19 protein-coding genes and 1 pseudogene are annotated in these 22,549 nt (G+C 70.1%); 13 read left to right on the top strand and 7 right to left on the bottom strand.

Annotated features, from left to right (window positions below):
• Positions 1 to 101: 101 nt before the first annotated feature.
• Positions 102 to 710 (bottom strand): annotated as a pseudogene (locus ACFW3L_RS06140) (cation-translocating P-type ATPase); the annotation flags it as partial.
• Between the two features lie 279 nt (positions 711 to 989).
• Between ACFW3L_RS06140 and ACFW3L_RS06135 the strand changes: the two are divergent.
• Positions 990 to 1,775: an NRDE family protein gene (locus ACFW3L_RS06135; protein ID WP_378736962.1), complete on the top strand. Its 786-nt coding sequence runs from the start codon at positions 990 to 992 to the stop codon at positions 1,773 to 1,775.
• A gap of 71 nt (positions 1,776 to 1,846) precedes the next feature.
• Here ACFW3L_RS06135 and ACFW3L_RS06130 read toward each other — a convergent pair whose 3' ends face one another.
• Entirely contained in the window at positions 1,847 to 1,978 is a 132-nt protein-coding gene (locus ACFW3L_RS06130) for a hypothetical protein (RefSeq protein ID WP_378736920.1), read from the bottom strand.
• Positions 1,979 to 2,007: 29 nt separating this feature from the next.
• Positions 2,008 to 2,829 carry a family 16 glycosylhydrolase gene (locus ACFW3L_RS06125; RefSeq protein ID WP_378736918.1) on the bottom strand — a complete coding sequence of 274 codons (822 nt, stop codon included), beginning with the start codon at positions 2,827 to 2,829 and terminating at the stop codon, positions 2,008 to 2,010.
• A 199-nt stretch (positions 2,830 to 3,028) separates the two neighbouring features.
• Between ACFW3L_RS06125 and ACFW3L_RS06120 the strand changes: the two genes are divergently transcribed.
• The 3 genes from ACFW3L_RS06120 (at position 3,029) to mshC (ending at position 5,033) form a co-directional block, all read left to right on the top strand.
• Positions 3,029 to 3,331 carry a hypothetical protein gene (locus ACFW3L_RS06120; protein ID WP_352387763.1) on the top strand — a complete coding sequence of 101 codons (303 nt, stop codon included), beginning with the start codon at positions 3,029 to 3,031 and terminating at the stop codon, positions 3,329 to 3,331.
• Between the two features lie 196 nt (positions 3,332 to 3,527).
• Entirely contained in the window at positions 3,528 to 3,716 is a 189-nt protein-coding gene (locus tag ACFW3L_RS06115) for a hypothetical protein (protein ID WP_352387765.1), read from the top strand.
• A gap of 93 nt (positions 3,717 to 3,809) precedes the next feature.
• Entirely contained in the window at positions 3,810 to 5,033 is a 1,224-nt protein-coding gene (gene mshC / locus ACFW3L_RS06110; RefSeq protein WP_378736916.1) for a cysteine--1-D-myo-inosityl 2-amino-2-deoxy-alpha-D-glucopyranoside ligase, read from the top strand.
• A 79-nt stretch (positions 5,034 to 5,112) separates the two neighbouring features.
• On the opposite strand, the gene ACFW3L_RS06105 is transcribed toward mshC, so the two are convergent.
• Positions 5,113 to 5,655 carry a nitroreductase family deazaflavin-dependent oxidoreductase gene (locus tag ACFW3L_RS06105; RefSeq protein ID WP_378736914.1) on the bottom strand — a complete coding sequence of 181 codons (543 nt, stop codon included), beginning with the start codon at positions 5,653 to 5,655 and terminating at the stop codon, positions 5,113 to 5,115.
• 104 nt (positions 5,656 to 5,759) lie between these two features.
• On the opposite strand from ACFW3L_RS06105, the gene ACFW3L_RS06100 reads away from it, so the two are divergent.
• Together ACFW3L_RS06100 and ACFW3L_RS06095 are read left to right on the top strand one after the other, a co-directional pair.
• Entirely contained in the window at positions 5,760 to 6,989 is a 1,230-nt protein-coding gene (locus ACFW3L_RS06100) for a hypothetical protein (protein ID WP_378736912.1), read from the top strand.
• A 136-nt stretch (positions 6,990 to 7,125) separates the two neighbouring features.
• A complete protein-coding gene (locus tag ACFW3L_RS06095; protein ID WP_378736910.1) occupies positions 7,126 to 7,551 on the top strand; it encodes an ABATE domain-containing protein in 426 nt (141 codons plus the stop codon).
• Between the two features lie 45 nt (positions 7,552 to 7,596).
• On the opposite strand, the gene ACFW3L_RS06090 is transcribed toward ACFW3L_RS06095, so the two are convergent.
• A complete protein-coding gene (locus tag ACFW3L_RS06090; protein WP_378736908.1) occupies positions 7,597 to 8,793 on the bottom strand; it encodes a glycosyltransferase family 4 protein in 1,197 nt (398 codons plus the stop codon).
• Between the two features lie 233 nt (positions 8,794 to 9,026).
• Entirely contained in the window at positions 9,027 to 9,866 is an 840-nt protein-coding gene (locus ACFW3L_RS06085; protein ID WP_378736906.1) for a PAC2 family protein, read from the bottom strand.
• Positions 9,867 to 10,163: 297 nt separating this feature from the next.
• On the opposite strand from ACFW3L_RS06085, the gene metH reads away from it, so the two are divergent.
• The 7 genes from metH to ACFW3L_RS06050 all read left to right on the top strand — a co-directional run bounded on the left by metH (position 10,164) and on the right by ACFW3L_RS06050 (position 21,622).
• Positions 10,164 to 13,637 (top strand): methionine synthase, encoded by a 3,474-nt coding sequence (gene metH / locus ACFW3L_RS06080; RefSeq protein ID WP_378736904.1) that lies wholly within the window; start codon positions 10,164 to 10,166, stop codon positions 13,635 to 13,637.
• Positions 13,638 to 13,733: 96 nt separating this feature from the next.
• Positions 13,734 to 14,447 carry an HAD family hydrolase gene (locus ACFW3L_RS06075; RefSeq protein WP_378736902.1) on the top strand — a complete coding sequence of 238 codons (714 nt, stop codon included), beginning with the start codon at positions 13,734 to 13,736 and terminating at the stop codon, positions 14,445 to 14,447.
• 234 nt (positions 14,448 to 14,681) lie between these two features.
• Positions 14,682 to 15,155: a cellulose synthase gene (locus ACFW3L_RS06070; RefSeq protein ID WP_378736960.1), complete on the top strand. Its 474-nt coding sequence runs from the start codon at positions 14,682 to 14,684 to the stop codon at positions 15,153 to 15,155.
• A 628-nt stretch (positions 15,156 to 15,783) separates the two neighbouring features.
• A complete protein-coding gene (locus ACFW3L_RS06065; protein ID WP_378736900.1) occupies positions 15,784 to 16,815 on the top strand; it encodes an ABC transporter permease in 1,032 nt (343 codons plus the stop codon).
• 97 nt (positions 16,816 to 16,912) lie between these two features.
• Positions 16,913 to 18,661: an ABC transporter substrate-binding protein gene (locus ACFW3L_RS06060; RefSeq protein WP_378736898.1), complete on the top strand. Its 1,749-nt coding sequence runs from the start codon at positions 16,913 to 16,915 to the stop codon at positions 18,659 to 18,661.
• Between the two features lie 94 nt (positions 18,662 to 18,755).
• Complete coding sequence (locus ACFW3L_RS06055; protein ID WP_378736896.1) at positions 18,756 to 19,769, top strand: ABC transporter permease; 1,014 nt, start codon at positions 18,756 to 18,758, stop codon at positions 19,767 to 19,769.
• Positions 19,770 to 19,837: 68 nt separating this feature from the next.
• Positions 19,838 to 21,622, top strand: a complete 1,785-nt coding sequence (locus tag ACFW3L_RS06050; protein WP_378736894.1) for an ABC transporter ATP-binding protein — start codon at positions 19,838 to 19,840, stop codon at positions 21,620 to 21,622.
• A gap of 59 nt (positions 21,623 to 21,681) precedes the next feature.
• Here the strand turns inward: ACFW3L_RS06050 and ACFW3L_RS06045 are convergent, their stop codons facing one another.
• Positions 21,682 to 22,413 (bottom strand): class I SAM-dependent methyltransferase, encoded by a 732-nt coding sequence (locus ACFW3L_RS06045; protein ID WP_378736892.1) that lies wholly within the window; start codon positions 22,411 to 22,413, stop codon positions 21,682 to 21,684.
• Positions 22,414 to 22,549 lie beyond the last annotated feature (136 nt).

Raw genomic sequence — 22,549 nt, 5'->3', positions numbered from 1 at the left:
ATTTATATACACTCTACTTGGCGCCGGCGGTTTCTTTTTTTTATAAGACCACCCCACCCCCCCCCCCCCCCCGGTTACACGGGGGGGCCCCCCCCGCCCCCCCGCGCCGCGTACGCGTGCCGTCCCACCTTGGTCGCCCGGAAGCGCCCGGCCCCGGCCACCACGAAGCTGCCCGACATCACGGTGTCACCGGCCTGCTTGAGCACCGGGTCGGCCTCACCCGTGAGCAGCGACTCGTCGACCTCCAGCCCCCCGGCCCAGGTCACGACGCCGTCCACCACGACCTGGTCCCCGACCCCGACCTCCAGGACCTCGTCCAGGACGATCTCCTGGGTCGCGACCCGGATCGTGGCGCCGTCGCGTACCACCCGGGGACGCGCGGCGTTGACGATCGCGAGCTGGTCCAGGGTGCGCTTGGCCCGCAGTTCCTGGACGATGCCGATCAGTGTGTTGATCACGATGACCATCGCGAACAACCCGTCCTGGACCGGCCCGATGACCGCGATGATCGAGAAGAGCACCGCGATCATCGCGTTGATACGGGTGAAGACGTTCCCCCGGATGATCTGCCCGACGCTGCGGCTCGCCCGGACGGGGACGTCGTTGGTCCGCCCGCCCGCGACACGTTCCGCGACCTCCTGACTCGACAGACCCCGCTCCGGGGGCGGCCCCAGGAGCACGGACCGGGCCGACACGGGCTCGGTCGGGATCGGGCCCCGCGGGGACCGGTCGGTTTCTTCGGACACGAAGGACTCCTGATCGGGAGGGCGAAGGGGACGGGAGCGGTGAAACCCCCGCTCAGCCGGGCCCCGGCGTCGACGCACACAAGACTAGGGAGCCCCCAGAGTAGACGCGCACGTCCGTCGGCGCCGTGGGGTGCGGGTGACTCTTCACCCTGGGGCCAGCACCACCCTGACCAGGGATCGTGTTCGGGGGGTTCGCGTCGTAGAGTCCATGGCAAGGGATCCGAACGCGTGGGAGACAACGAGATGTGCACGGTGATCGTCGGTTTCGATCCGGACGCCAGGACACCGCTGGTCGTCGCCGCGCTGAGGGACGAGATGAGGTCACGCCCCTGGGCGTGGCCCGCGCCGCACTGGCCCGAGCGGCCGCACCTGGTCGGCGGACGCGACCAGCTCGCCGGAGGGACGTGGCTGGCCGTGGACCCCCACAGGCGACGGATGGCCGCGCTGCTCAACGGGTGGCCGTGGGACGGCACCATGCCGTGGGAGGGCACCTACCCCGCCAGCCGGGGCGACCTGCCCCTCAGGGCGCTGGCCACGCAGAACCGTGACCCCCTCGCGGGCGAGGACCCCACCCTCTACGCCCCCTTCCACCTGCTGGACGCCGACGCGCACAGGGCGACCCTGTACAGCTGGGACGGGCGATGCCTGGACATCCGCTCCCTGCCCCGGGGCGTGACCACGCTGGTCAACACGGGCCTGGATCCCGCCGATCCCCGGGCCGCCCGCCACACGCCGGAGTTCGCCAGGACCCGCCCGGACCCGGACCTGTCGAAGGCGAACGACCCGGAGGAGGTCTGGGGGGAGTGGCCCGGCCTCATCGGCAGGGCGGCCCACCAGCGGCCGCGCTCGGCGGGCACCACCCCCGGGGGCGACCCCACGGCCCTGATCGCGCACGCGGACCTGGGCGACGGCCAGGTGTGGGCCACCGGCTCCGTGACTCTCGTCGCCCTGGACCGCGACACGGTCCGCTACGCCTTCACCGACACCCCCGCCGCCCCCGAACCCTGGAAGATGATCGACCTCCCGTAGCGGTGGGTCCGACTGACACGACGTGAGGCCCCGCCCTCAGGGGGGCGGGGCCTCGACGCGTGAGAGGGGTGTCAGGCCGTCAGGAGGAAGGCCAGTACCGCGAGGAGTGTCACCGAGGCGAACGCGGTCAGGGCGATGAGGGCGTTGGCGCGGAAGCGCTCCGCGTCATCGGGGGAGAAGGGGCCGTGATCGGACTGGTTCATGCCCTCATTCTGCCGTGTCCCCCATGGGTCTAGTCCAGGGAGTAGACGCGGACGTAGTCCACGCGCATCTCCTGCGGCAGCTGGGTCGTACCGTCCGGGTAGCCGGGCCAGTCGCCGCCCACGGCCACGTTGAGGATCATGAAGAACGGCTGGTCGAACACCCACGGGTTCCCACGGGTGTCCGCGGCCGTGTAGGTCTGGTAGGCGATCCCGTTCACCGACCACGTGATGGAACCGGGCCTCCAGTCGACGGCGAACGTGTGGAAGGTGTCCGCGAACGACCAGGCCTGCGGGTGCATGTAGGAGCCGGTGAGCGGGTTGCCGCCGAAGTAGCCCGGGCCGTGGAGGCTGCCGTGCACCAGGTGGGGTTCGCGGCCGATGTTCTCCATGATGTCGATCTCGCCCGAGTCCGGCCACGGCGTGTTCGGGAAGTTCGAGCCCAGCATCCAGAAGGCGGGCCAGATGCCCTGGCCACGCGGGATCTGGATGCGGGCCTCCACCCGTCCGTACTGGGGCTGCACCTTGTTCTGGGTGGTCATCCGGGCCGAGGTGTAGCCGCCGTCCGCCTCCCTGCGGGCCGTGATGACGAGGTGGCCGTTGCCGTCCAGGGCCGAGTTGGCCCGGCTGGACGTGTAGTTCTGGAGCTCGTTGTTGCCCCAGCCGTGGGCACCGGTCTCGTGGTTCCAGTTCGCGGGGTTGGGGGCGCTTCCGGCGGGACCGTCGAACTCGTCGGACCACACGAGTGTGGCTCGCATGTCGGACTCCGGGGCGGCGGTGGTCGTGGCTGTGGCGGTGGCGGGGGAGAGCAGGGCCGCGGCGGTGATGACCGCCATGAACAGGGCGCGGTGCATGGGCTACTCCGGGGGGAAACGCCACAGGGTACACCCAGAGTGGCCACCCTGTGACGGCTGGTATTGAAAAGTTACTTTACGTTCAGTAAGTCGGATGCACAAGCGGGTCTTTCTCGGAAGTTTTCCGAAAGCGCGTCATAGGCGTCGTGGGGGACCGTCTATCCCAGGAAAGAGTTCGACGATCCACCGAGGAATCCACATGCTGAGCGCCCACGCCGTCCCCGCGCCCCTGTTCGACCCCGCCGACCTGGTGGGGCAGTGGGTCAGGCTGCGGGAGGACGGCACCGTCGGGCTGCTGACGTCCGCCGACCACACCGGCTGGACCCTGCGCACGCCGACCGGGGTCGTCTCGGCACGGGGACGCCTGGCCGCCGAGCCGGTCACCCGGCGGACCGAGGCCCGGCCGGTCCGCCGACGCCTGCGCGCGGTCATGGACGACCCGGCCTTCCCTGGCGCCGCCGACCTGGATCTCCTCGACCTCCAGCTGGCCGCCCACCCGTGATCGCCGGTGCGTCGCGCGCCCTCGGCCCGAGCCCGTCCGACTAGGGTGGACAGCGAGGTCGAGGGCACACCGCGGCGTGAGCCACGACCTAAGGAATGCGTAAACCCCCTGTGTGATCGCGGCGTCTCTCTGAGAGACGGCGCACTCGCCGTCGGACACGCGTGGAACGCACGCGTACACAGCAGGGGGCACCACCATGGGCCGACACGGCAACCTCATCGAATCCGGAGCGTACTGGCTGCTCTACGTCGTCTCCTTCAGTGGCGCCCTCCTGCACTGGCGTCTGGGGAACGAACTCCTGGCGGCGATCTGCGCCGTGACAGCCGTGTTCAGCGTCCTTCTGATCGGACGGGTCCGGATCCTCGCCGCACCGCAGGAGCGGTGACGGTATTCCCTTCCCACCTGGGGGGATCATCACCTTCGACCCCACCCGCTATCTGTGCGTTTGTCGCGTGCACGTGCGGATAGGCTTCCCGGTATGCGTTCATGGTCTGCGCCTGACATCGTCCCCCTGCCGGGTTCCGGCGGCCCTCTCCGTATCCACGACACCGCGACCGGACGGATAAGGACGACCACGCCGGGCTCCACCGCGGGTGTGTACGCCTGCGGCATCACCCCCTACGACGCCGCCCATCTGGGGCACGCCTTCACCTACCTGACCTTCGATCTGGTCAACCGGGTGTGGCGGGACGCCGGACACGACGTCAACTACGTCCAGAACACCACCGACATCGACGATCCCCTGCTGGAGCGGGCCGAGGCCACCGGTGTCGACTGGCGCGACCTCGCCCACCGGGAGATCGACGTCTTCCGTGACGACATGGCCGCGCTGTCGATCATCCCGCCCACGTCGTACGTGGGCGTCGTGGAGTCCGTCGACCTCATCAGCGACCTCGCGGTCCGTATCCGTGAGAGCGGCGCGGCGTACGAGGTGGACGGCGACCTCTACTTCTCGGTCGAGGCCGCCACGAGGTTCGGCGAGATCAGCAACCTCAGCCGCGAGGAGATGCTCGGCCTCTTCGGTCAGCGGGGCGGCGACCCCGAGCGCACCGGAAAGAAGGACCCCCTCGACTGGCTGCTGTGGCGCGCCGAGCGTCCCGGTGAGCCCGCGTGGGACAGCCCCCTCGGACGCGGCCGTCCCGGCTGGCACATCGAGTGCAGCGCCATCGCCCTGGACCGGCTCGGCCCCTCGTTCGACATCAACGGCGGCGGCAGCGACCTCATCTTCCCGCACCACGAGATGGGCGCGGCCGAGACCCGTTGTGCCACCGGTCGGCCCAACGCCCACAACCACCTGCACGTGGGCATGGTCGGCCTGAACGGCGAGAAGATGTCCAAGTCGCTGGGCAACCTGGTCTTCGTGTCCAAGCTGCGGCAGGAGGGTGTGGACCCGGCCGTCATCCGGCTGGCCATGCTCGGCCACCACTACCGCACGCCGTGGGAGTGGACCGACGCCGAGCTGCCCGCCGCCACCGAGCGCGCCGAGCGCTGGCGCGCGGCGGTGGCCCTGGGCGCGGGTCCGGACGCGGCCCCGGTGCTGGCCGCGGTGCGCGCCGCGCTCGCTGAGGACCTGGACTCCCCGTCCGCGCTCGCGGCGGTGGACGCCTGGGCGACCGCCGCGCTGGGCGAGGGCGGCACCGACACGTCCGCCCCCGGCCTGGTGCGCACCACCGTGGACACCCTGCTGGGAGTCCGGCTCTAGGCCCGGGGCCCGCGCGGTACCCTCACACCTCCGTGCCCGTTCCCGTCCGGTTCGTCAGGGACGGGCACGGAGCCCGGTCTCACCTGGGCTGGGGCACCCCCGGCCCGGTGGGGGCGGTGAAGTCGGGAAAGTGAACGGTCTCCGCCTCGGGGCGCAGCCGCACCACCGGCACCCCGTTGACGGGGTCGGCCCCGATCCGCTCGTAGTCGTCGAGGCCGTCCACGTCGTGGCCCAGGCCCCGCATCAGCTCGGTCGCCGACATCGGGTGCTCCTGCGCGTAGTGGGCGAGCACCTGCCCGGACTCCCGCGCCGGGAGCGCCTCGGCCACGCCCCGCAGGCGGCGGTTGCCGATCTGGAACAGCACGCGGGGTTCCGCGCGGACGTTGCGGAACCACTGGGACCGGTTCCCGTACCCGGACGCCACGAGCACCGCCCCGGTGTCGTCGTTGCGGCCCAGGACCTCCAGAACCGCCTGGCGGGCCTCGCCGGTGGAGCGCCCCCGGTGGGTGAGCAGCACGAAGCGCCCGCCCAGGAGCGGTCCCAGACCCAGCCGGTAGATCCAGATCGGAGCGCGGTACAGTGCGCGCCCGAGTGGGTCGCGCGGGGGTTGGGCGAACGTCATCGAGGCCTCCTGAGCTGGGTTCCAGCGCCCGAGTGTAGTGAGCCGCCCGGTGCGGAGGAGGCGACGCCACGCCAACGGTCGGTGCCCGCTGCCATCATGCCGCCATGGACACCAGAGCTGACATCCTCCACTCCACCGACTGGACGAGGGCCTTCCACGCCTATGGTCCGGCCACCGACGCGCCGGAGTTCCTCGCCGGGCTGCTGTCCGAGCAGGAGGAGGTCCGGGAGCGGGCGCTGGGCTACCTGAACAGCGCGATCCTGCACCAGGGGACGGTGTACCCGGCCACCCCGCCCGTCGCTCTGTTCGTCGCCGGTGTGCTGGGGGAGCCGGCGGTCGACCTTCCGGTGGGGGACCCGTTCCGGGAGGCCGCGGGTTCCGCCGTCGAACCGCTGCGTCTGGGCCTGCTCGACTTCCTGGCCGACGTGGCCCGTGCCGTCGCGGAACGGGCCGCCGGTCGTTCGCTCCCCGAACTGGAGGGGCTGGCCGATCCGGGGGAGCGCCGGGGCGAGCTCGACGCCCTCCTGACCGGGATGGCCGACGGTGACGCGGAGGGTGAGGAGGAGATCTGGGAGGACCCGCTCCTGGACACCGTGTTCCACGCGGCCCTGCGTGACCTGTGGCGGGCCGCGCCGACGCTGCTCGGGGCGGTGCGGCCGCTGCTCACGCACGCGGACGGCCGGGTACGCCAGCGGGCGGTGACGACCACCGGCGCGCTGTGCCGACTGGTCGAGGAGCCCGAGGTGGACCTGTCGGGCGCGGCGGACCTCGCCGAGAACCGCGACGAGGGGGCGGCGATCGTCCTCGCCCTGGTGGAGGGCGGTGGGGACACCACCTCTTTCCTCGCCCATCCTGACCAGGCGATACGTGCCTGCGCCGCGCTCTCGGAGGGGCTGGCGGGTGACCCCGTGGCGGTCGGGGAGCTGCGCGCGGCACTCCTCGACCCGGCCGCGGCCGACGCCTGGTTCCGGGACCGTCCCGGGTACTTTCCCGGCCACGTCCGGTTCTCGCTGGTCGACGCCCTGGTGAGCCGTTCGGGATCCGAGGACGCCGCCGACCTCCTCCCGGTGTTCCGTGAGCTGGCGGCGACGGCTGGTCCGTTCAGCTGCGAGGCCGACCTGCGGGGGCTGCTCCGCCTGGCCCTGGGGGGCGCGGAGAGTGCCCCCGCACCCGAGGTCGCGGCCCCCACCGAGCTCCAGCGCGCCTACCTCAGGGCCGTGGTCGACAACGACCGGCTCTGGGACACGCGTGTCGCGAACGTCGCCCTCCTCCTGCGGAGCCTCGGCCTCCCCACGGCTCGCGAGGCCCTGGCGGCTCTGGCCGCCACCCCCTGATCACCGGGGCGCACCGGGCGTCGATGGGAGACTTGTCCGTCAAGGTCCGGTTCGGTGGTGAATATGGTGACCACCTGTGGCCATGACATCGCGGAATCGCCACCAACGCGGAGTGGGGCGTGATGGGATGGCGCCCATGACCACGACCACGACCAGTACCCCCACCCGGCCCAGCGCGGCGGCTGAGCTCATCGCCGACTTCGTCTCGACCGGCGGCCGACTCACCGACCGCGCCGACCTGGCCCGGTTCCTGAGGGAGCACCGACTCGTCACCGAGGGCGCCATCCCCATCACCCTCGCCGACCTCGACGAGGCCATCACGCTGCGCGACGGTATCCGCGCCCTGCTCGACCGCGAGAACGCACCGGACCCCGAAGCCCTCGGCCGCGCGCAGAAGGTCCTGGACGGGCTGCGCGTCACCGTACGGTTGGAGCCCTCCGAGGAGGCCGAGTCCCCACTGGCCCCCGCCGTCGTCGACGAGGTCCGCCGTGGCCTGGCCCGCGTCGCCGGAGCCTGGGCCGCCGTCCTCGCCACCGGCGAGTGGCGCCGCCTGTGTCCGTGAACTCCCGCCGCCCCGGTCGCGCGAGGCCGGGGCGGCGCCTCCGGCTCAGCCGAACAGCGAGGCCAGCGGACCTCTGCGCGGGCGCTCGGCCAGACGCCGCTCCAGGAAGGACTCCCACTGCGTGGTGACGTCCGCCAACCCGTAGTCGGCGGCCGAGGCCAGTGCCTCCGCTCCCATGCGGTGGCGCTCCTTCCGGTCCGCGACCAGGCGGTTGAGCGCGGCACCCAGGGCCTCGGTGTCCTGCGGCGGTACCAGCAGGCCGTTGCGTTCGTGGTCGATGATCTCCCTGGGGCCGTGCGGGCAGTCGAAGCTCACCACGGGAACCCCCACCGAGAAGGCCTCGATGATGGTCATCCCGAACCCCTCCACCCGCGAGCTCACCGCCAGCAGTGAGGCCTTCGACAGCTCACCCAGCATGTCCGTGGTCCGGCCCTTGAGGTCCACGTTGTCCTCCAGACCGAGGCGTCGCACCGTCTCGCGCAGCTCCTCGTCCCGGTCCCCGCCGCCGTGGATGTGCAGCCGCCATTCGGGGTGCTCCGCCACCACGTGCGAGAACGCCTCCACCAGCAGCGGGTACTGCTTGACCGGGGAGAACCGCCCGGCCGCAGCGATGATCGGGGCCTCCAGGGTGGAGCGGGGCGGCTCGCCCGGCTCCAGCGCGTTGGGCAGCGCGGTCAGCCAGCCCTCGGGGGACCGGAGCAGGTTCTGGTAGGCGCTCCGGTCGGACTCGGTGAGCACGCTCAGACCGCCGAGCTTCGGGTACGTCCTGGTGATCGCCGCGCGCACCTTGGAGTTGTGCTCGCCCAGGTTGAGGTGTTCCTGGCCGATGGTCAGGACGCGAGGGGGCGCCCACTCGGCCAGCAGCAGGTTGATCCCGGGGCGGGTCCCGATCACCACGTCGGCCTTGGTGGTGCGCAGGTAGCGGCGCAGCCCGGTGACCGACTCCGGCGTGTAGTTCTTGTTCCGGCGCCGCTCGGGCTCCGGCACGATCTGTTCGGCCTTTCTGAACCAGTGGTCCAGGACCCGTTGTCGGGGAAGTCTGAGCCGGGACTCGTCGGTCTCGTCGCTCAGGGGCACCAGGTCGACGTTCTCGTCGGGCGTGAAGAACGGTTTGCGCCGCTTGCGGACCAGACTGACGATCTCCACCTCATGGCGTGAGGCCAGCCCCCGAGCCAGGTTGTGCACGGTCCTCACCGTGCCGCCCATGGCGTAGCCGTTGGCGATGACGAATGCGATCCTCACAAGTTGCCCCAGACCCCACCCCGCGCGGTCGGGACGGGCACTTGTCCCAGGCCTCGGGGGATGGAGCCCCGCGTGGTTCCGGAGTGCGCGTACCCCCGTACCGCGCGCTTCGGGAACCTGGCCCAGTTCCCCCGATCCGCGAGCCATTATCCGCAAGGTAGCGATATCGGCCTAAAGATGAGGTAACAGAAAACCGGGACCTCGGTCCCGGGGGGTGACGGAGGTGCCCGGCCTCAGCCGTCGTCGCGGCGGCGCAGGTAGCGCTCGAACTCCTGGGCGATGGCGTCCCCCGTGGCCTCGGGCAGGTCCACCGTGTCCTTGGCCTCCTCCAGACCGCGCACGTAGGAGGCGATGTCCTCGTCCTCGGCGGTGAGGTCGTTCACCCCGGCCTCCCAGGACACGGACTCCTCCGGCAGGTCGCCCAAGGGGACCTCGGTCTCCACGAAGTCCTGGACCCAGCCCAGGAGGGCCAGGGTCGCCTTCGGGCAGGGCGGCTGCGCCACGTAGTGCGGGATGGCGGCCCACAGCGACACCGTCTCCACGCCCACGGCACTGAACGCCTCGTGCACGGCCCCCACGATCCCGGTCGGTCCGGAGTAGGTGGCCGCCTCCAGCCCGTACCGGGTGCCCAGCTCCACCGGGGAGCACATCCCGGTCACCGGGATGGGGCGGGTGTGCGGCGCGTCGGCCAGCAGCGAGCCCAGGACCACGGCGCGCCGGACCCCCAGCTCACGGGCGATGGCCAGCAGGTCAGCCGTGTAGGAGCGCCAGCGCATGTTCGGTTCGGGACCGCTCACCAGGACGACGTCGCGGCGCGCACCCGGGGGGCGGACCACCCGCACACGGGTGGTGGGCCACTCCATCTCGGTGAGCCTGCCGTCGGTCACCGTCATCCTCGGCCGGGTGACCTGGAAGTCGTAGTAGTCGTCCGGGGCCAGGGCGCACAGCTCGGTGGCGTTCCACTGGTCGGACAGGTGCGCCACGGCGAGGCTCGCGGCCTCACCGGCGTCGTTCCATCCCTCGAACGCCGCCACCATGACAGGCTCGACGAGCTCGCGGTCGAGCGGGATCATGGGCGGCCCCTTCCTGAAGACGGACCACACCACCCTATGGGGTGCCGAGCCGAGCGAGAAACCGTCGTGGGGGACCGACAACGCCTCCCCCACGCGTCACTTTGGGACGCCTGTCTCACGTGGCGAAACGCCCATGAGGTAACCTCGCGACCAGCGACTGACCAGGACACCGCTGTCCTCGGACGCCGAACCCGCCCCGCCCCGCGCCGCGGGTCGACCCAGCGCCGCAGGTCCCGTGCCAAGCATCACCGGGATCGAGCTGGGCCCCGCGGTGCCCCGAGACTAGAGTTGTTGAACATGAGAGATCGACGGACGTTCCGTGAAGCACTGTCCCAGCGAGTGATCGTGGCGGACGGGGCGATGGGCACCATGTTGCAGGCGCACGATCTCGACCTCGACCAGTTCGAGGGCCACGAGGGCCTCAACGACATCCTCAACCTCACCCGGCCCGACATCGTGCGGGACACCCACGCCGCCTTCTTCGAGGTCGGTTCCGACTGCGTGGAGACCAACACCTTCTCCGCCAACTACGGCGGTCTCTACGAGTACGGCATCGAGGACCGCACCTACGAGATCGCGGAGGCCGGCGCGCGCATCGCCCGCGAGACCGCCGACGCCTACGCCACCCCCGACCAGCCCCGGTACGTCCTCGGCTCGGTGGGGCCCGGAACCCGGCTGCCCACCCTGGGGCACGCCCCCTACACGTTCCTGCGCGACTACTACGAGCGCGCCGCGCACGGGCTCATCGACGGCGGCTCCGACGCCATCCTCATCGAGACCTGCCAGGACCTGCTCCAGGTCAAGGCCGCGGTGGTCGGCGCCAAGCGCGCCCGCGCGGCCCTGGGCCGGGACGTGCCGATCATCGCCCAGGTGAGCATCGAGACCAACGGCACCATGCTCATGGGCTCGGAGATCGGTGCCGCGCTCACCTCCCTGGCCCCGCTGGGCATCGACGTGATCGGCCTCAACTGCTCCACCGGCCCCGCCGAGATGAGCGAGCACCTGCGCTACCTGTCGCACCACTCGCCCATTCCCATCTCCGTCATGCCCAACGCGGGCCTGCCCGAGCTCGGGCCCAACGGCGCGGTCTACAACCTCTCCCCGGGGGAGCTGGCCGACGCCCACGACACCTTCACCTCCGAGTTCGGGCTCAGCCTCGTCGGCGGCTGCTGCGGCACCACCCCCGAGCACCTGCGCCAGGTCGTCGAACGGGTCCAGGGCCGGGGCCTGAAGGAGCGCAGGCCCCTGGTCGAGGCCGCGGCGTCCTCCCTGTACCAGAGCGTCCCCTTCCGTCAGGACGCCAGCTACCTGGCGGTCGGTGAGCGCACCAACGCCAACGGTTCCAAGAAGTTCCGCGAGGCGATGCTGGCCGAGGACTGGGATTCCTGCGTGGAGATCGCCCGCGACCAGATCCGCGACGGCGCGCACGTGCTCGACCTCAACATCGACTACGTGGGCCGCGACGGCGTGCGCGACATGCGCGAGCTCGCCTCGCGCCTGGCCACCGCCTCCACCCTCCCGCTCATGCTCGACTCCACCGAGCCCCCCGTCCTGGAGGCCGGGCTGGAGGCGCTGGGCGGCCGCGCCGTGGTCAACTCGGTCAACTACGAGGACGGCGACGGGCCCGACTCCCGGTTCACCCGCATCATGGGCCTGGTCAAGGAACACGGGGCGGCCGTGGTCGGCCTGTGCATCGACGAGGAGGGCCAGGCCCGCACCGCCGAGTGGAAGGTCCGGGTGGCCAGCCGCCTGATCGACGAGATCACCGGCGACTGGGGGTTGACGACCGGCGACATCGTCATCGACTGCCTCACCTTCCCCATCACCACGGGGCAGGAGGAGACCCGGCGGGACGGCATCGAGACCCTCGACGCCATCCGCGAGCTCAAGTCCCGCTACCCCGAGGTGCAGACCACTCTCGGCCTGTCCAACCTGTCCTTCGGCGTCAACCCGGCCGCCCGGATCGTGCTCAACTCCGTGTTCCTGCACGAGGCCGTCCAGGCGGGCCTGGACTCGGCCATCGTGCACGCGTCCAAGATCGTGCCGATCAACCAGATCCCCGAGGACCAGCGCAGGGTGGCGCTCGACCTCGTCTACGACCGGCGCGAGGGCGACTACGACCCCCTGTCCGAGTTCATCGACATGTTCCAGGGGGTCGACGCAAAGGCGATGAAGGCCTCCCGCGCCGAGGAACTGGCCGCGCTCCCGCTGTGGGAGCGCCTGGAGCGCCGGATCATCGACGGTGAGCTCACCGGCATCGAGGCCGACCTCGACGAGGCCCTGGCCGAGCGCCCCGCCCTGACCATCGTCAACGACACCCTCCTGGAGGGCATGAAGACCGTCGGCGAGCTCTTCGGCTCCGGTCAGATGCAGCTGCCCTTCGTCCTCAAGTCCGCCGAGGTCATGAAGAAGGCGGTCGCCTACCTCGAACCGCACATGGAGAAGAGCGACGACGACGGCAAGGGCCGCATCGTGCTCGCCACCGTCAAGGGCGACGTCCACGACATCGGCAAGAACCTCGTGGACATCATCCTGTCCAACAACGGCTACGAGGTGGTCAACCTCGGCATCAAGCAGCCGGTGTCGGCGATCCTGGAGGCGGCCGAGGAGCGGCGCGCCGACGTCATCGGCATGTCCGGCCTCCTGGTCAAGTCCACGGTGATCATGAAGGAGAACCTGGAGGAGATGAACTCCCGGGGTGTCTCCGAGCGCTTCCCCGTGCTCCTGGGCGGTGCCGCGCTGACCCGCTCCTACGTGGAGCAGGACCTGGCCGAGATGTTCGGCGGCGAGGTGCGCTACGCCAAGGACGCCTTCGAGGGCCTGCGCCTGATGGACACCTTCATGGCGGTCAAGCGCGGTGAGGAGGGCGCCAAGCTCCCCGAGCTGCGCCAGCGCAGGGTGCGGCGCGGGGCCACCCTCAAGGTCACCGAGCCCGAGGAGATGCCCGCCCGCAGCGACGTCTCCACCACCAACCGGGTGCCCACCCCGCCGTTCTGGGGCGACCGGATCAGCAAGGGCATCCCGCTGGCAGACTACGCCGCCTTCCTCGACGAGCGCGCCACGTTCATGGGGCAGTGGGGACTCAAGGCCTCCCGTGGCGGTAACGGTCCGACCTACGAGGAGCTGGTGGAGACCGAGGGCCGCCCGCGCATGCGGATGTGGCTGGACCGCATCCAGACCGAGGGCCTGCTGGAGGCCGCGGTCGTGCACGGCCACTACCCCTGCTACAGCGAGGGTGACGACCTGGTCGTGCTGGACGACGACGGGACCACCGAGCGCACCCGCTTCACGTTCCCGCGCCAGCGCCGGGACCGGCACCTGTGCCTGTCCGACTTCTTCCGCCCCAAGGAGTCGGGTGAGTTGGACGTGGTCTCCTTCCAGGTGGTGACCGTGGGTTCGGCGATCAGCCGGGCCACCGCCGAACTGTTCGAGAAGAACGCCTACCGCGACTACCTGGAGCTGCACGGTCTGTCGGTACAGCTCACCGAGGCACTGGCCGAGTACTGGCACACCCGGGTCCGCGCCGAGCTCGGCTTCGCGGGGGAGGACCCCGCCGAGCTGGACGCGTTCTTCAAGCTCGGGTACCGGGGCGCCCGCTTCTCGCTGGGGTACGGCGCCTGTCCGGACCTGGAGGACCGCGCCAAGATCGTGCGGCTGCTGGAGCCCGAACGGGTGGGGGTGTCGTTGTCCGAGGAGTTCCAGCTCGTTCCCGAACAGGCCACCGACGCGATCGTCATCCACCACCCGGAGGCGACGTACTTCAACGTCTGACCTGCTGAGGTGTGGGGCCCCGCCGATGACGGACACCGGCGGGGCCCTCCCCTTGGGGGTCGGGACCACCGGCCACCCACCACGCCACGAGTCGAGATGAGCGAATTGAGCACAGTGAGTTCCGAAGTGACCGAGACCGCCGCCCCGGTGGAACGCCGTCTCCAGGCCGTCCTGCTGGACATGGACGGCACCCTCATCGAGAGCGAGCACCTGTGGGGTGAGGCCGAGGCCGAGCTGGTCGCCGAACTGGGCGGCGAGTGGACCGGGGCCGACCACGAGGCCAACGTGGGCAACGCCGCCGAGCCGGTGGGCCGCTACATCATCGAGCTGACCGGTGCGGACCACCTCACTCCGCGCCAGGTCGCGGACCTGCTCTACGACCGCTTCCGCGCCAAGCTGGAGGGCGGGGCCGAACTGCGCCCCGGCGCCAAGGAACTGGTGACCATGCTCGCGGGGGCCGGGGTCCCGGCCGTTCTGGTGACCTCCACCGAACGCTCCCTGATCGAGACGGCGATCGGGGGCATCGGGCTGGAGAGCTTCGTGGACTCGGTCGCCGGTGACGAGGTGGCCGCCAACAAGCCCCACCCCGACCCGTACCTGAGGGCCGCGCGCCGCCTCGGTGTGGATCCCGCGCGCTGTGTCGCGGTGGAGGACTCGGCGGTGGGGGTGACCTCCGCCGCCGACGCCGGCTGTGTCACCGTCGCGATCCCCAACCACGTGGAGATCCAGCCCCGCGAGGGCGTCGTCTTCCGGGAGAGTCTGGTCGGCATCGACCTGGAGTGGCTGGAGTCGTTGGTCTCCGGAGCCTGAGCCCGGACCTCCCTCGTCCCCGCCGTCCCACGCGCTCCGCGCCCGGTCCCTTGGTGACCCGCGCGCGGGTGGGTAGCGTGGGGCCGGGGTGACGCCCCCGGCGCCTCCGGCCGGGCGCACGTTCCGGGGACGTGCCCGACGGGACCACACGCCCTAGGGGATCGGCCGGATGTGGGTTCGTACGCGGGATGGGAGACTGGTCGCATGCCTGAGACTTTGAGTGAGAACGTCGGTATGGGGCTGGGGGCGGCCCTGACGGCGGTCGGTTTCGTCATCTCCTACTTCGTGTGGCGGAGGAAGGGCGCGGCCTACGGCCTGCGCGGCGTCGCCTGGTCGCTGTTGCCCGTGATCGCGGGCCTCCTGCTGCTGATGGACGTGGTGTTGCAGTTCGTCCTCGGCGTCCTGGGCATCCTGCTGACGATGGCCTTCAAACTCCAGTCGTGGGTCGGCCTCGGCCTCGCCGTGCTGATGGTGGTCCTGTACGTGGTGTCGGGGTTCATGAAGTCCAAGGGCATCGGGGTCAAGCCCGGTGCGCGACCCGAGGACAGGGCGCGGGCCAGGACGGAGGGCGGGGGAGGAGCCCCCGCGGCCGGAGCCGCGCCGGCCCCGGCGGGCCAGGTCAACGCCCCGAAGCAGGCCAAGGCGCCCGCCGCCGACGACGACTTCGACGACATCGAGGCGCTGCTCCGTAAGCGGGGCATCGAGTAGCCGACCCCTTCTCCGATGACGAGGGCGGTCCCGCGCGGGCGGGGCCGCCCTCGTCCGTGTCCGGGGGCGACACGGGCGGCGACGCGGCGCGGAGCGCGTCCCCGTGTGGCGTGGTTCACGTTGGGGAATGCGGCGAGTACTCACGGTTTCATAGCACTTGCCATAGAACCTTTGGATCGGGATGGTCCGCATGGTTTTGACCGTATCGTTGGCGGGGGTGCGGTCCCGGTCTTGTACCAGCTCAGCCCCGGTCGTCCGATGAATGCGTGCTTTGCGTGGTTTGTGGGCTTTAGTCGCCATGTGGGTTGTTTGTTAGTGTTTGTTACGTTTTGGCTACACAGGCAGACTTTGGACGACATGCACCCAAAGGGCGAGTAAATTGGTCGCTGTGTAACATCCCGGGCGGAAAGGTCCGTGACTGTGCCCAACCTCTCAACGGTCGGGTGCGTCGCGTGCCAGTACCGACGAGACGGGCCATCCTCTCGCCCCGTCGGTCCAACGCCCACGCCAGCCAGAGTCGAGAACCGGCAGGCCCCACCGTGAGACCCGGAAGGGTCACCCCCCGAGTGGCTCACGTGTGGGATCAGTCCCCTCGGCCAGAAGCGTATGAGTGGAGAGTGGTGGCCTGATGAGCGCGCCCTCGCATGCCCCTGAGGCGGCTGAACCGGTCGACTCGGAACCCGGCGCGACGGCCTCGGGTCGCAGCGACGCGGACAATCGGTCCCTGAGACAGATCGCCTGGCAACGACTGCGCCGCGACAAGGTCGCCATGGTCTCCGGCCTGGTCGTGGTCCTGCTCATCCTGGCCGCGATCTTCGCGCCCTTCCTGGTCAAGCTGTTCGGGCACCCGCCCACCCAGTTCCACCAGGACCTGATCGACCCGAGCCGCCGCGTCCCCTACCTCGACCCCGAGAACCCGGACGCGGGCATCGACCGTTGGGGCGGGATCAGCTCCGACCACCTGCTGGGCGTCGAGCCCACCACCGGCCGCGACCTGTTCAGCCGTATTCTCTACGGCGCCCAGATCTCCCTGCTGGTCGCGTTCCTGGCCACGCTGGTCTGCGTCGCCCTCGGCACCCTGCTCGGCATCATCGCCGGGTACATGGGCGGCTGGGTCGACACCGTCATCAGCCGCGCCATGGACATCTTCCTGGCCTTCCCGCTGATGCTGTTCGCGATCGCCCTCGTCGGCGTCATCCCCGAGGGCGTCCTCGGCCTGAGCGGCAACGGGCTGAGAATCGGCGTCATCGTCTTCATCATCGGGTTCTTCAACTGGCCCTACATCGCCCGCATCGTCCGCGGACAGACACTCGCCCTGCGCGAGCGCGAGTTCGTCGAGGCGGCCAAGAGCCTCGGCGCCAGCAACCGGCACATCCTCTTCAAGGAGATCCTGCCGAACCTGGTCACGCCGATCATCGTCTACTCCACGCTCCTGATCCCCACGAACATCCTGTTCGAGGCGGCCCTGAGCTTCCTTGGCGTCGGCATCAACCCGCCGACGCCGAGCTGGGGCAAGATGCTCTCCGAAGCGGTGCCCTTCTACCAGACGGCGCCCTACTTCATCATCTTCCCCGGTCTGGCCATCTTCATCACCGTCCTGGCGTTCAACCTCTTCGGTGACGGCCTGCGCGACGCCTTCGATCCCCGGACCTCGGACTGACCCGACTCCGTGCGGGGAGGCCCGTCTCCCGCCCCGCCCGGACAGCAGTCAACCCATGGTCCGACCATCCCCATACCAGGTTCAGAGAGGTACTTCCTTGATGAAGCGCACCCTCGGGTTCGTCGCGCTCGGCGCGGCGGCATCCCTCTTCCTGTCCGCCTGCGGTGGCGCCGCCACCGGCGGCGGCTCCGACTCGGCCGACAGCTTCGACCTCGGCTCCACCGAGGTCGTCAACGCCTCGGACAAGGCCGGCGGCACGCTCAAGTACGCGCTCGCCGCGGACTTCGACTCCACCGACCCGGGCAACACGTACTACGCGTTCAACTGGAACTTCTCCCGTTACTACGCCCGTACGCTCCTCGCCTTCAACCCCGAGCCGGGCGACAAGGCCACCGACCTGATCCCGGACATGGCCGTGGACCTGCCGGAGCCGAACGACGACTTCACCGAGTGGAGCGTCAAGATCCAGGAGGGCCTCAAGTACGAGGACGGCTCCGAGATCACGGCCCAGGACATCAAGTACGGCATCGCCCGCGCCAACTTCAACGGCGGCGTGTTCACCGAGGGCCCGCAGTACTTCAAGGCCCACCTGGACCAGGACGACCACAACGTCTACGACAACGGTGACGACCCGCTCGCGGGCTTCGACTCCATCGAGACCCCGGACGACCACACCCTGGTCTTCCACCTCAAGGACTCGTTCGCCGAGTTCCCGAACGTGCTGACCCAGCCGCAGACCGCCCCGGTGCCGATCGACGCCGACCGCGAGGCCCTGTACCAGGAGAAGGTCGTCTCCTCCGGCCCGTACAAGTTCGACGGCCAGTACGAGCCCGGCGTCAAGCTCAACCTGGAGCGCAACGAGCACTGGGACGGCGACACGGACCCCGTGCGCCAGGCCCTGCCCGACCGCATCGAGGTCGAGATCGGCGTCTCCCAGGACGAGATCGACGAGCGCCTGCTCAGCGGTGAGCTCGACGTGGACCTCGCCGGCACCGGCGTGGGCCCGGCGATGAACGCCCGCCTGCTCGACGACGAGTCCGCCCAGGGCAACCTGGACAACCCGTACTCCGGCGCCCTGCGCTACGTGAACATCCACCTCCCGATCATCGAGGACGTGGCCTGCCGCCAGGCGATCATGTACGCCGCCGACCGCGACAGCATGTGGCGCGCCTGGGGCGGCGCGACCGGTGGCGACCGCGCCACCAGCCTGCTCCCCCCGGCGATCCCGGGCTCCGACGTCGAGTCGGACCTGTACCCGTCCACCGACCACAAGGGTGACCTGGACAAGGCCCAGGAGAAGCTCGACGAGTGCGGTGAGTCGGACGGCTTCAAGACCAACATCGCGGTCCGCACCGAGCGCGAGAAGGACGTCCAGACCGCCGAGGCGCTCCAGCAGTCGCTGTCCCGCGTCGGCATCGACGTCGAGATCAAGTCGTTCCCGTCCGGGGACTTCTTCGGCCAGTACGCCGGTTCGCAGGACTACGTCCGTGAGAACAACATCGGCCTGAGCGTCTCGGGCTGGGGCCCGGACTGGCCCAGCGGCTACGGCTTCGCCTCCAAGATCACGCACGGCGACGCGATCATGGAGACCGGTAACTTCAACACCTCCGAGCTCGACGACCCCGAGATCAACGGTCTCTGGGACGACGCCCTCAAGACCGAGGACCCGGAGGAGCGCGCCGAGCTCTACTCCAAGATCGACACCCTCGTCATGGAGAACGCCGCCATCCTGCCGGTGGTCTTCGACAAGACGCTGATCTACCGCTCGGACGAGCTGACCAACGCCTACTACCACCCCGCGTACATGATGTACGACTTCATGGCGCTGGGCGTCGACCGGGGCTAGGTCCCGAACTACCAGCCTGAACTAGTACGAGAAGGCAGGTGAAAGCGGCGGGGAGCCCGAGGCGATCCCTCGGGTGTCCCCGCCGCCGACCGCGATGCTGAATTATGTTCTCCGCCGCCTTGGTGCGGGTCTCTTGCTTCTCGCCGTCGTCACGGCGGTGACCTTCTGGATCTTCTACGTCCTCCCCAGGTGGGCGGGCGTCACCCCGCACGGCATGGCGGCGATGTACGTGGGCAAGGCGCCCACCCCGGAGGCGCTCGACGCCACCGTGGAGCGCCTTGGCCTCGACCAGCCCGTCGCGGTCCAGTTCATCGACTTCCTCCGCACGCTGCTGTTCGGCCAGGAGTTCACCTTCGGCCGAGAGACGGTCGAGTGCGCGGCCCCGTGCCTCGGCTACTCCTTCACCACGAACTCGCCGGTGCTGCCGCAGCTCCTGGACCGCCTCCCCGTCACCCTGTCCCTCGGCCTCGGTGCCGCGGTCATCTGGGTCGTCGGCGGTGTGGCCGTCGGTGTGCTCTCCGCTGTCAAGAAGGGCAGCGTCTTCGACCGTCTGGCCATGGGCGTCGCCCTCATCGGCGTCTCCCTGCCCATCTACTTCACCGGTCTGCTCGCCCTGGCCTTCCTGGTGCACGAGTGGGGCCTGTTCCCGGTGTCGCGCTACGTGCCGTTCACCGAGAACCCGGTGGCCTGGTTCCAGGTCATGTTCCTCCCCTGGGTGACGCTGGCGTTCCTGCACGCCGCCCAGTACGCGCGGCAGACGCGCGCGGGCATGCTGGAGACGCTCAACGAGGACTACATCCGCACCGCTCGGGCCAAGGGCCTGAGCGAGCGCAAGGTGATCTTCAAGCACGCCCTGCGTCCCACCCTGACTCCCATCGTCACCATCCTGGGTCTGGACATCGGCATGGTCCTGGGTGGCGCGATCCTCACCGAGACGGTGTTCTCCCTCAACGGTGTGGGTGCCTACGCGATCACCTCGATCGTGGCCAAGGACCTGCCCGTCGTCCTGGGCGTCACGCTCCTGGGCGCGGTGTTCATCGTCGTCTGCAACCTGATCGTCGACCTCCTCTACCCGGTCGTCGACCCACGGGTGCGCATCGCCAGGTAGGGCGCGCCGCACACGCCCCAGCGCGCCGAGCGCTGACTCCAGACCAGCTCTACTGAAGGAAATGTGACATGGCCTCGACCGGACCGGCATCGGCTGCCTCTGACGCAGTCGTGCGCGTGGATGACCTGCGGGTGACCTTCCCGACGATGGACGGCGACGTCCACGCGGTGAAGGGTCTCTCCTTCGAGGTGCCCGCCGGTGGCGCGCTGGGCATCGTGGGTGAGTCGGGTTCCGGCAAGAGCGTGACCTCGCTGGCGCTGATGGGCCTGCACCGGGGCAGCCGCGCCCAGATCACCGGGGCCATCGAGGTGGCCGGGCAGGACGTGGTGACCGCGAGCGACAGGAAGCTGCGTTCGATGCGCGGCAACGACATCGCGATGGTCTTCCAGGACCCGATGCAGTCGCTGCACCCGCAGTACACGATCGGCAACCAGCTGGTCGAGGCCTACCTGGTGCACCACCCCAAGGCGGGCAAGGCGGCCGCGCGGCAGCGCGCGGTGGAGGCGCTGGACCGGGTCGGTATCCCCGAGCCGGCCAAGCGGATCAACTCCTACCCGCACGAGTTCTCCGGCGGTATGCGCCAGCGCGTGGTCATCGCCATGGGCCTGATGTGCGACCCGAAGGTGCTGCTCGCGGACGAGCCGACCACCGCGTTGGACGTCACCGTGCAGGCGCGCATCCTCGACCTGCTGGACGAGCTGCGCCGCGAACTCAACATGGCGCTGATCCTGGTCTCCCACGACCTCGCCGTGGTCGCCGGTTCCGTGGACGAGGTCGTGGTCATGCGGCACGGTCAGGCCGTGGAGCGCGGTGACGTGCGCCGGGTGCTGTCGGCCCCCGAGCACCCCTACACGCAGGCGCTGCTGGCCGCGGTGCCGCGCGTGGAGATGTCGCGGGCCGAGCGGCGGGCGCAGGACCGCGCCGACCGCGTCGCGCGGGAGAAGCGCGAGGGCACCGTCACGAAGCCGGGTGACTTCGAGGCCTTCACCCCCGCCACGACCGAGGACGAGCCGCTGCTCCGGGTCCAGGACGTGGCGCAGCGCTTCAAGGTGCGTGGCGGCATGTGGGGCAAGTCGACCGACTTCTGGGCGGTCAAGGGTGTCAGCTTCGACCTGTACAAGGGCGAGACCCTCGGCATCGTGGGGGAGTCGGGGTCCGGGAAGAGCACCCTGTCCAGGATGGTCATGCGGTTGCTGGAGCCGACCGAGGGCACGGTGGAGTTCGAGGGCCGGGACATCACGCACATGTCCGAGCGGGGGCTGCGTCCGCTCCGTCGGGACGTGCAGATGGTGTTCCAGAACCCCTACTCCTCGTTGAACCCGCGACTGACCATCGGTGAGAGCATCGGCACCGCGCTGAGGGTCCAGGGAGAGCGGGACGGCAGGAAGATCCGTTCGCAGGTCCAGGAGCTCCTGGAGCGGGTCGGGCTCGAACCCAACCACTACAACCGGTTCCCGCACGCGTTCTCCGGCGGTCAGCGCCAGCGCATCGCCATCGCCCGCGCGCTGATCCTCAAGCCCAAGCTCATCATCTGCGACGAGCCCGTCTCGGCGCTGGACGTGTCCACACAGGACCAGGTGCTGCGCCTGCTCTCCGAGCTCCAGGACGACTTCGGCCTCACCTACATCTTCGTCGCCCACGACCTCGCCGTCGTGCGCCAGGTCAGCGACCGCGTCGCGGTCATGCGCAAGGGCGAGATCGTCGAGATGGGGGACAGCGACTCCGTCTACGAGAGCCCGCAGAGCGACTACACGAGGCAGCTGCTCACCGCCGCCCCGGTCCTGGACCCCGACGAGGCCCGCGAACTGCGCGCGGAGCGCGTCGCCAGCCGCGCGGCCGACGCGGCGGCCTGACCGGCGTCGCCGGTGTGACAGGCCCCGGCCACTGAGGACAGTGGCCGGGGCCCCGTGTGTCAGGAGGGCTTGCGGAGCTCGGTGACGCAGTCGCGGTACTTGTCGACGGTGTACCGCCCGTCGGGGCCCCAGGAGGTCCGCTGCCCGGTGACCTCCAGCCCAGCCTCCCGGGCCCATCGGGCGAAGGCCTCGGGGGAGACGTCGGAGCGGTTGCCGTCGTCGCGCCACCGACGCTGGCTCAGCCACCGTTGGGCGATCCTGCCCGGGCGGCCCGCACGGCGGTTCACCGGGGCCAGGCGCAGCGACCAGTCCGGTTTGCCCGCGTGGTGGATCACCGCGGTCGCCCCCGGCTCCATCACGCGCGCGGCCTCCCCGAGGTAGCCGACGATCACGTCCGGCTCCAGGTGGACGAAGACGTCGAAGGACCACACGAACGCGACGGACGCGTCCGGGACCGGTTCCATCGAGTACCCGGGGGTGTGGTGGACGTTCAGACCGTGGCGATCGGCGAACCGCTCACGGCACCGCTCCAGGCAGCTCTCGTTGACGTCCACGATCCAGACCCGGTCGGAGCGCTCCAGGAGGTGCTCGGTCCAGCGGCCGTGGCCCGGGCCGACCTCCAGGGACGTGCCCCGGACCGCCCCCGGGACGAGGAGCTCCTCGACGAGCCCGGCCTTCCACTCCTCGTAGGGTTGGCCGCAGTACGACGCCATGTGGGCCCATTCGTCGCCGTCGCGTTCCCACGAGTGCGTGCCGCCCCAGGTCCGGCGATTCCAATCAACGGTGGGCATTTCTCTGTTCCTCCTGGGGGTGGCCTGCGTTCGTGCTGGTGAATCGACTCGCATCCTATCTTCGCGTCGGGTGACCGTCCCTTTGGTGCGCAGAGGTCATTTTTTGTTAGGATTCGCGTGCCTTTTCCTCCGTGGA

This window comes from Nocardiopsis sp. NPDC058789 (genome assembly GCF_042745575.1).
Taxonomy (GTDB): domain Bacteria; phylum Actinomycetota; class Actinomycetes; order Streptosporangiales; family Streptosporangiaceae; genus Nocardiopsis; species Nocardiopsis eucommiae.
The sequence above is the reverse complement of the archived record's forward strand: the minus strand, read 5'-3'. Positions and strand labels throughout refer to the sequence as shown.

Bases quoted from the DNA above. Each gene is read 5' to 3' on its own strand.
- ACFW3L_RS06135 (WP_378736962.1), top strand. From the start codon at position 990: ATGTGCACGGTGATCGTCGGTTTCGATCCGGACGCCAGGACACCGCTG.
- ACFW3L_RS06130 (WP_378736920.1), bottom strand. From the start codon at position 1,978: ATGAACCAGTCCGATCACGGCCCCTTCTCCCCCGATGACGCGGAGCGC.
- ACFW3L_RS06125 (WP_378736918.1), bottom strand. From the start codon at position 2,829: ATGCACCGCGCCCTGTTCATGGCGGTCATCACCGCCGCGGCCCTGCTC.
- ACFW3L_RS06120 (WP_352387763.1), top strand. From the start codon at position 3,029: ATGCTGAGCGCCCACGCCGTCCCCGCGCCCCTGTTCGACCCCGCCGAC.
- ACFW3L_RS06115 (WP_352387765.1), top strand. From the start codon at position 3,528: ATGGGCCGACACGGCAACCTCATCGAATCCGGAGCGTACTGGCTGCTC.
- mshC (WP_378736916.1), top strand. From the start codon at position 3,810: ATGCGTTCATGGTCTGCGCCTGACATCGTCCCCCTGCCGGGTTCCGGC.
- ACFW3L_RS06105 (WP_378736914.1), bottom strand. From the start codon at position 5,655: ATGACGTTCGCCCAACCCCCGCGCGACCCACTCGGGCGCGCACTGTAC.
- ACFW3L_RS06100 (WP_378736912.1), top strand. From the start codon at position 5,760: ATGGACACCAGAGCTGACATCCTCCACTCCACCGACTGGACGAGGGCC.
- ACFW3L_RS06095 (WP_378736910.1), top strand. From the start codon at position 7,126: ATGACCACGACCACGACCAGTACCCCCACCCGGCCCAGCGCGGCGGCT.
- ACFW3L_RS06085 (WP_378736906.1), bottom strand. From the start codon at position 9,866: ATGATCCCGCTCGACCGCGAGCTCGTCGAGCCTGTCATGGTGGCGGCG.
- metH (WP_378736904.1), top strand. From the start codon at position 10,164: ATGAGAGATCGACGGACGTTCCGTGAAGCACTGTCCCAGCGAGTGATC.
- ACFW3L_RS06075 (WP_378736902.1), top strand. From the start codon at position 13,734: ATGAGCGAATTGAGCACAGTGAGTTCCGAAGTGACCGAGACCGCCGCC.
- ACFW3L_RS06070 (WP_378736960.1), top strand. From the start codon at position 14,682: ATGGGGCTGGGGGCGGCCCTGACGGCGGTCGGTTTCGTCATCTCCTAC.
- ACFW3L_RS06065 (WP_378736900.1), top strand. From the start codon at position 15,784: ATGAGCGCGCCCTCGCATGCCCCTGAGGCGGCTGAACCGGTCGACTCG.
- ACFW3L_RS06055 (WP_378736896.1), top strand. From the start codon at position 18,756: ATGCTGAATTATGTTCTCCGCCGCCTTGGTGCGGGTCTCTTGCTTCTC.
- ACFW3L_RS06050 (WP_378736894.1), top strand. From the start codon at position 19,838: ATGGCCTCGACCGGACCGGCATCGGCTGCCTCTGACGCAGTCGTGCGC.
- ACFW3L_RS06045 (WP_378736892.1), bottom strand. From the start codon at position 22,413: ATGCCCACCGTTGATTGGAATCGCCGGACCTGGGGCGGCACGCACTCG.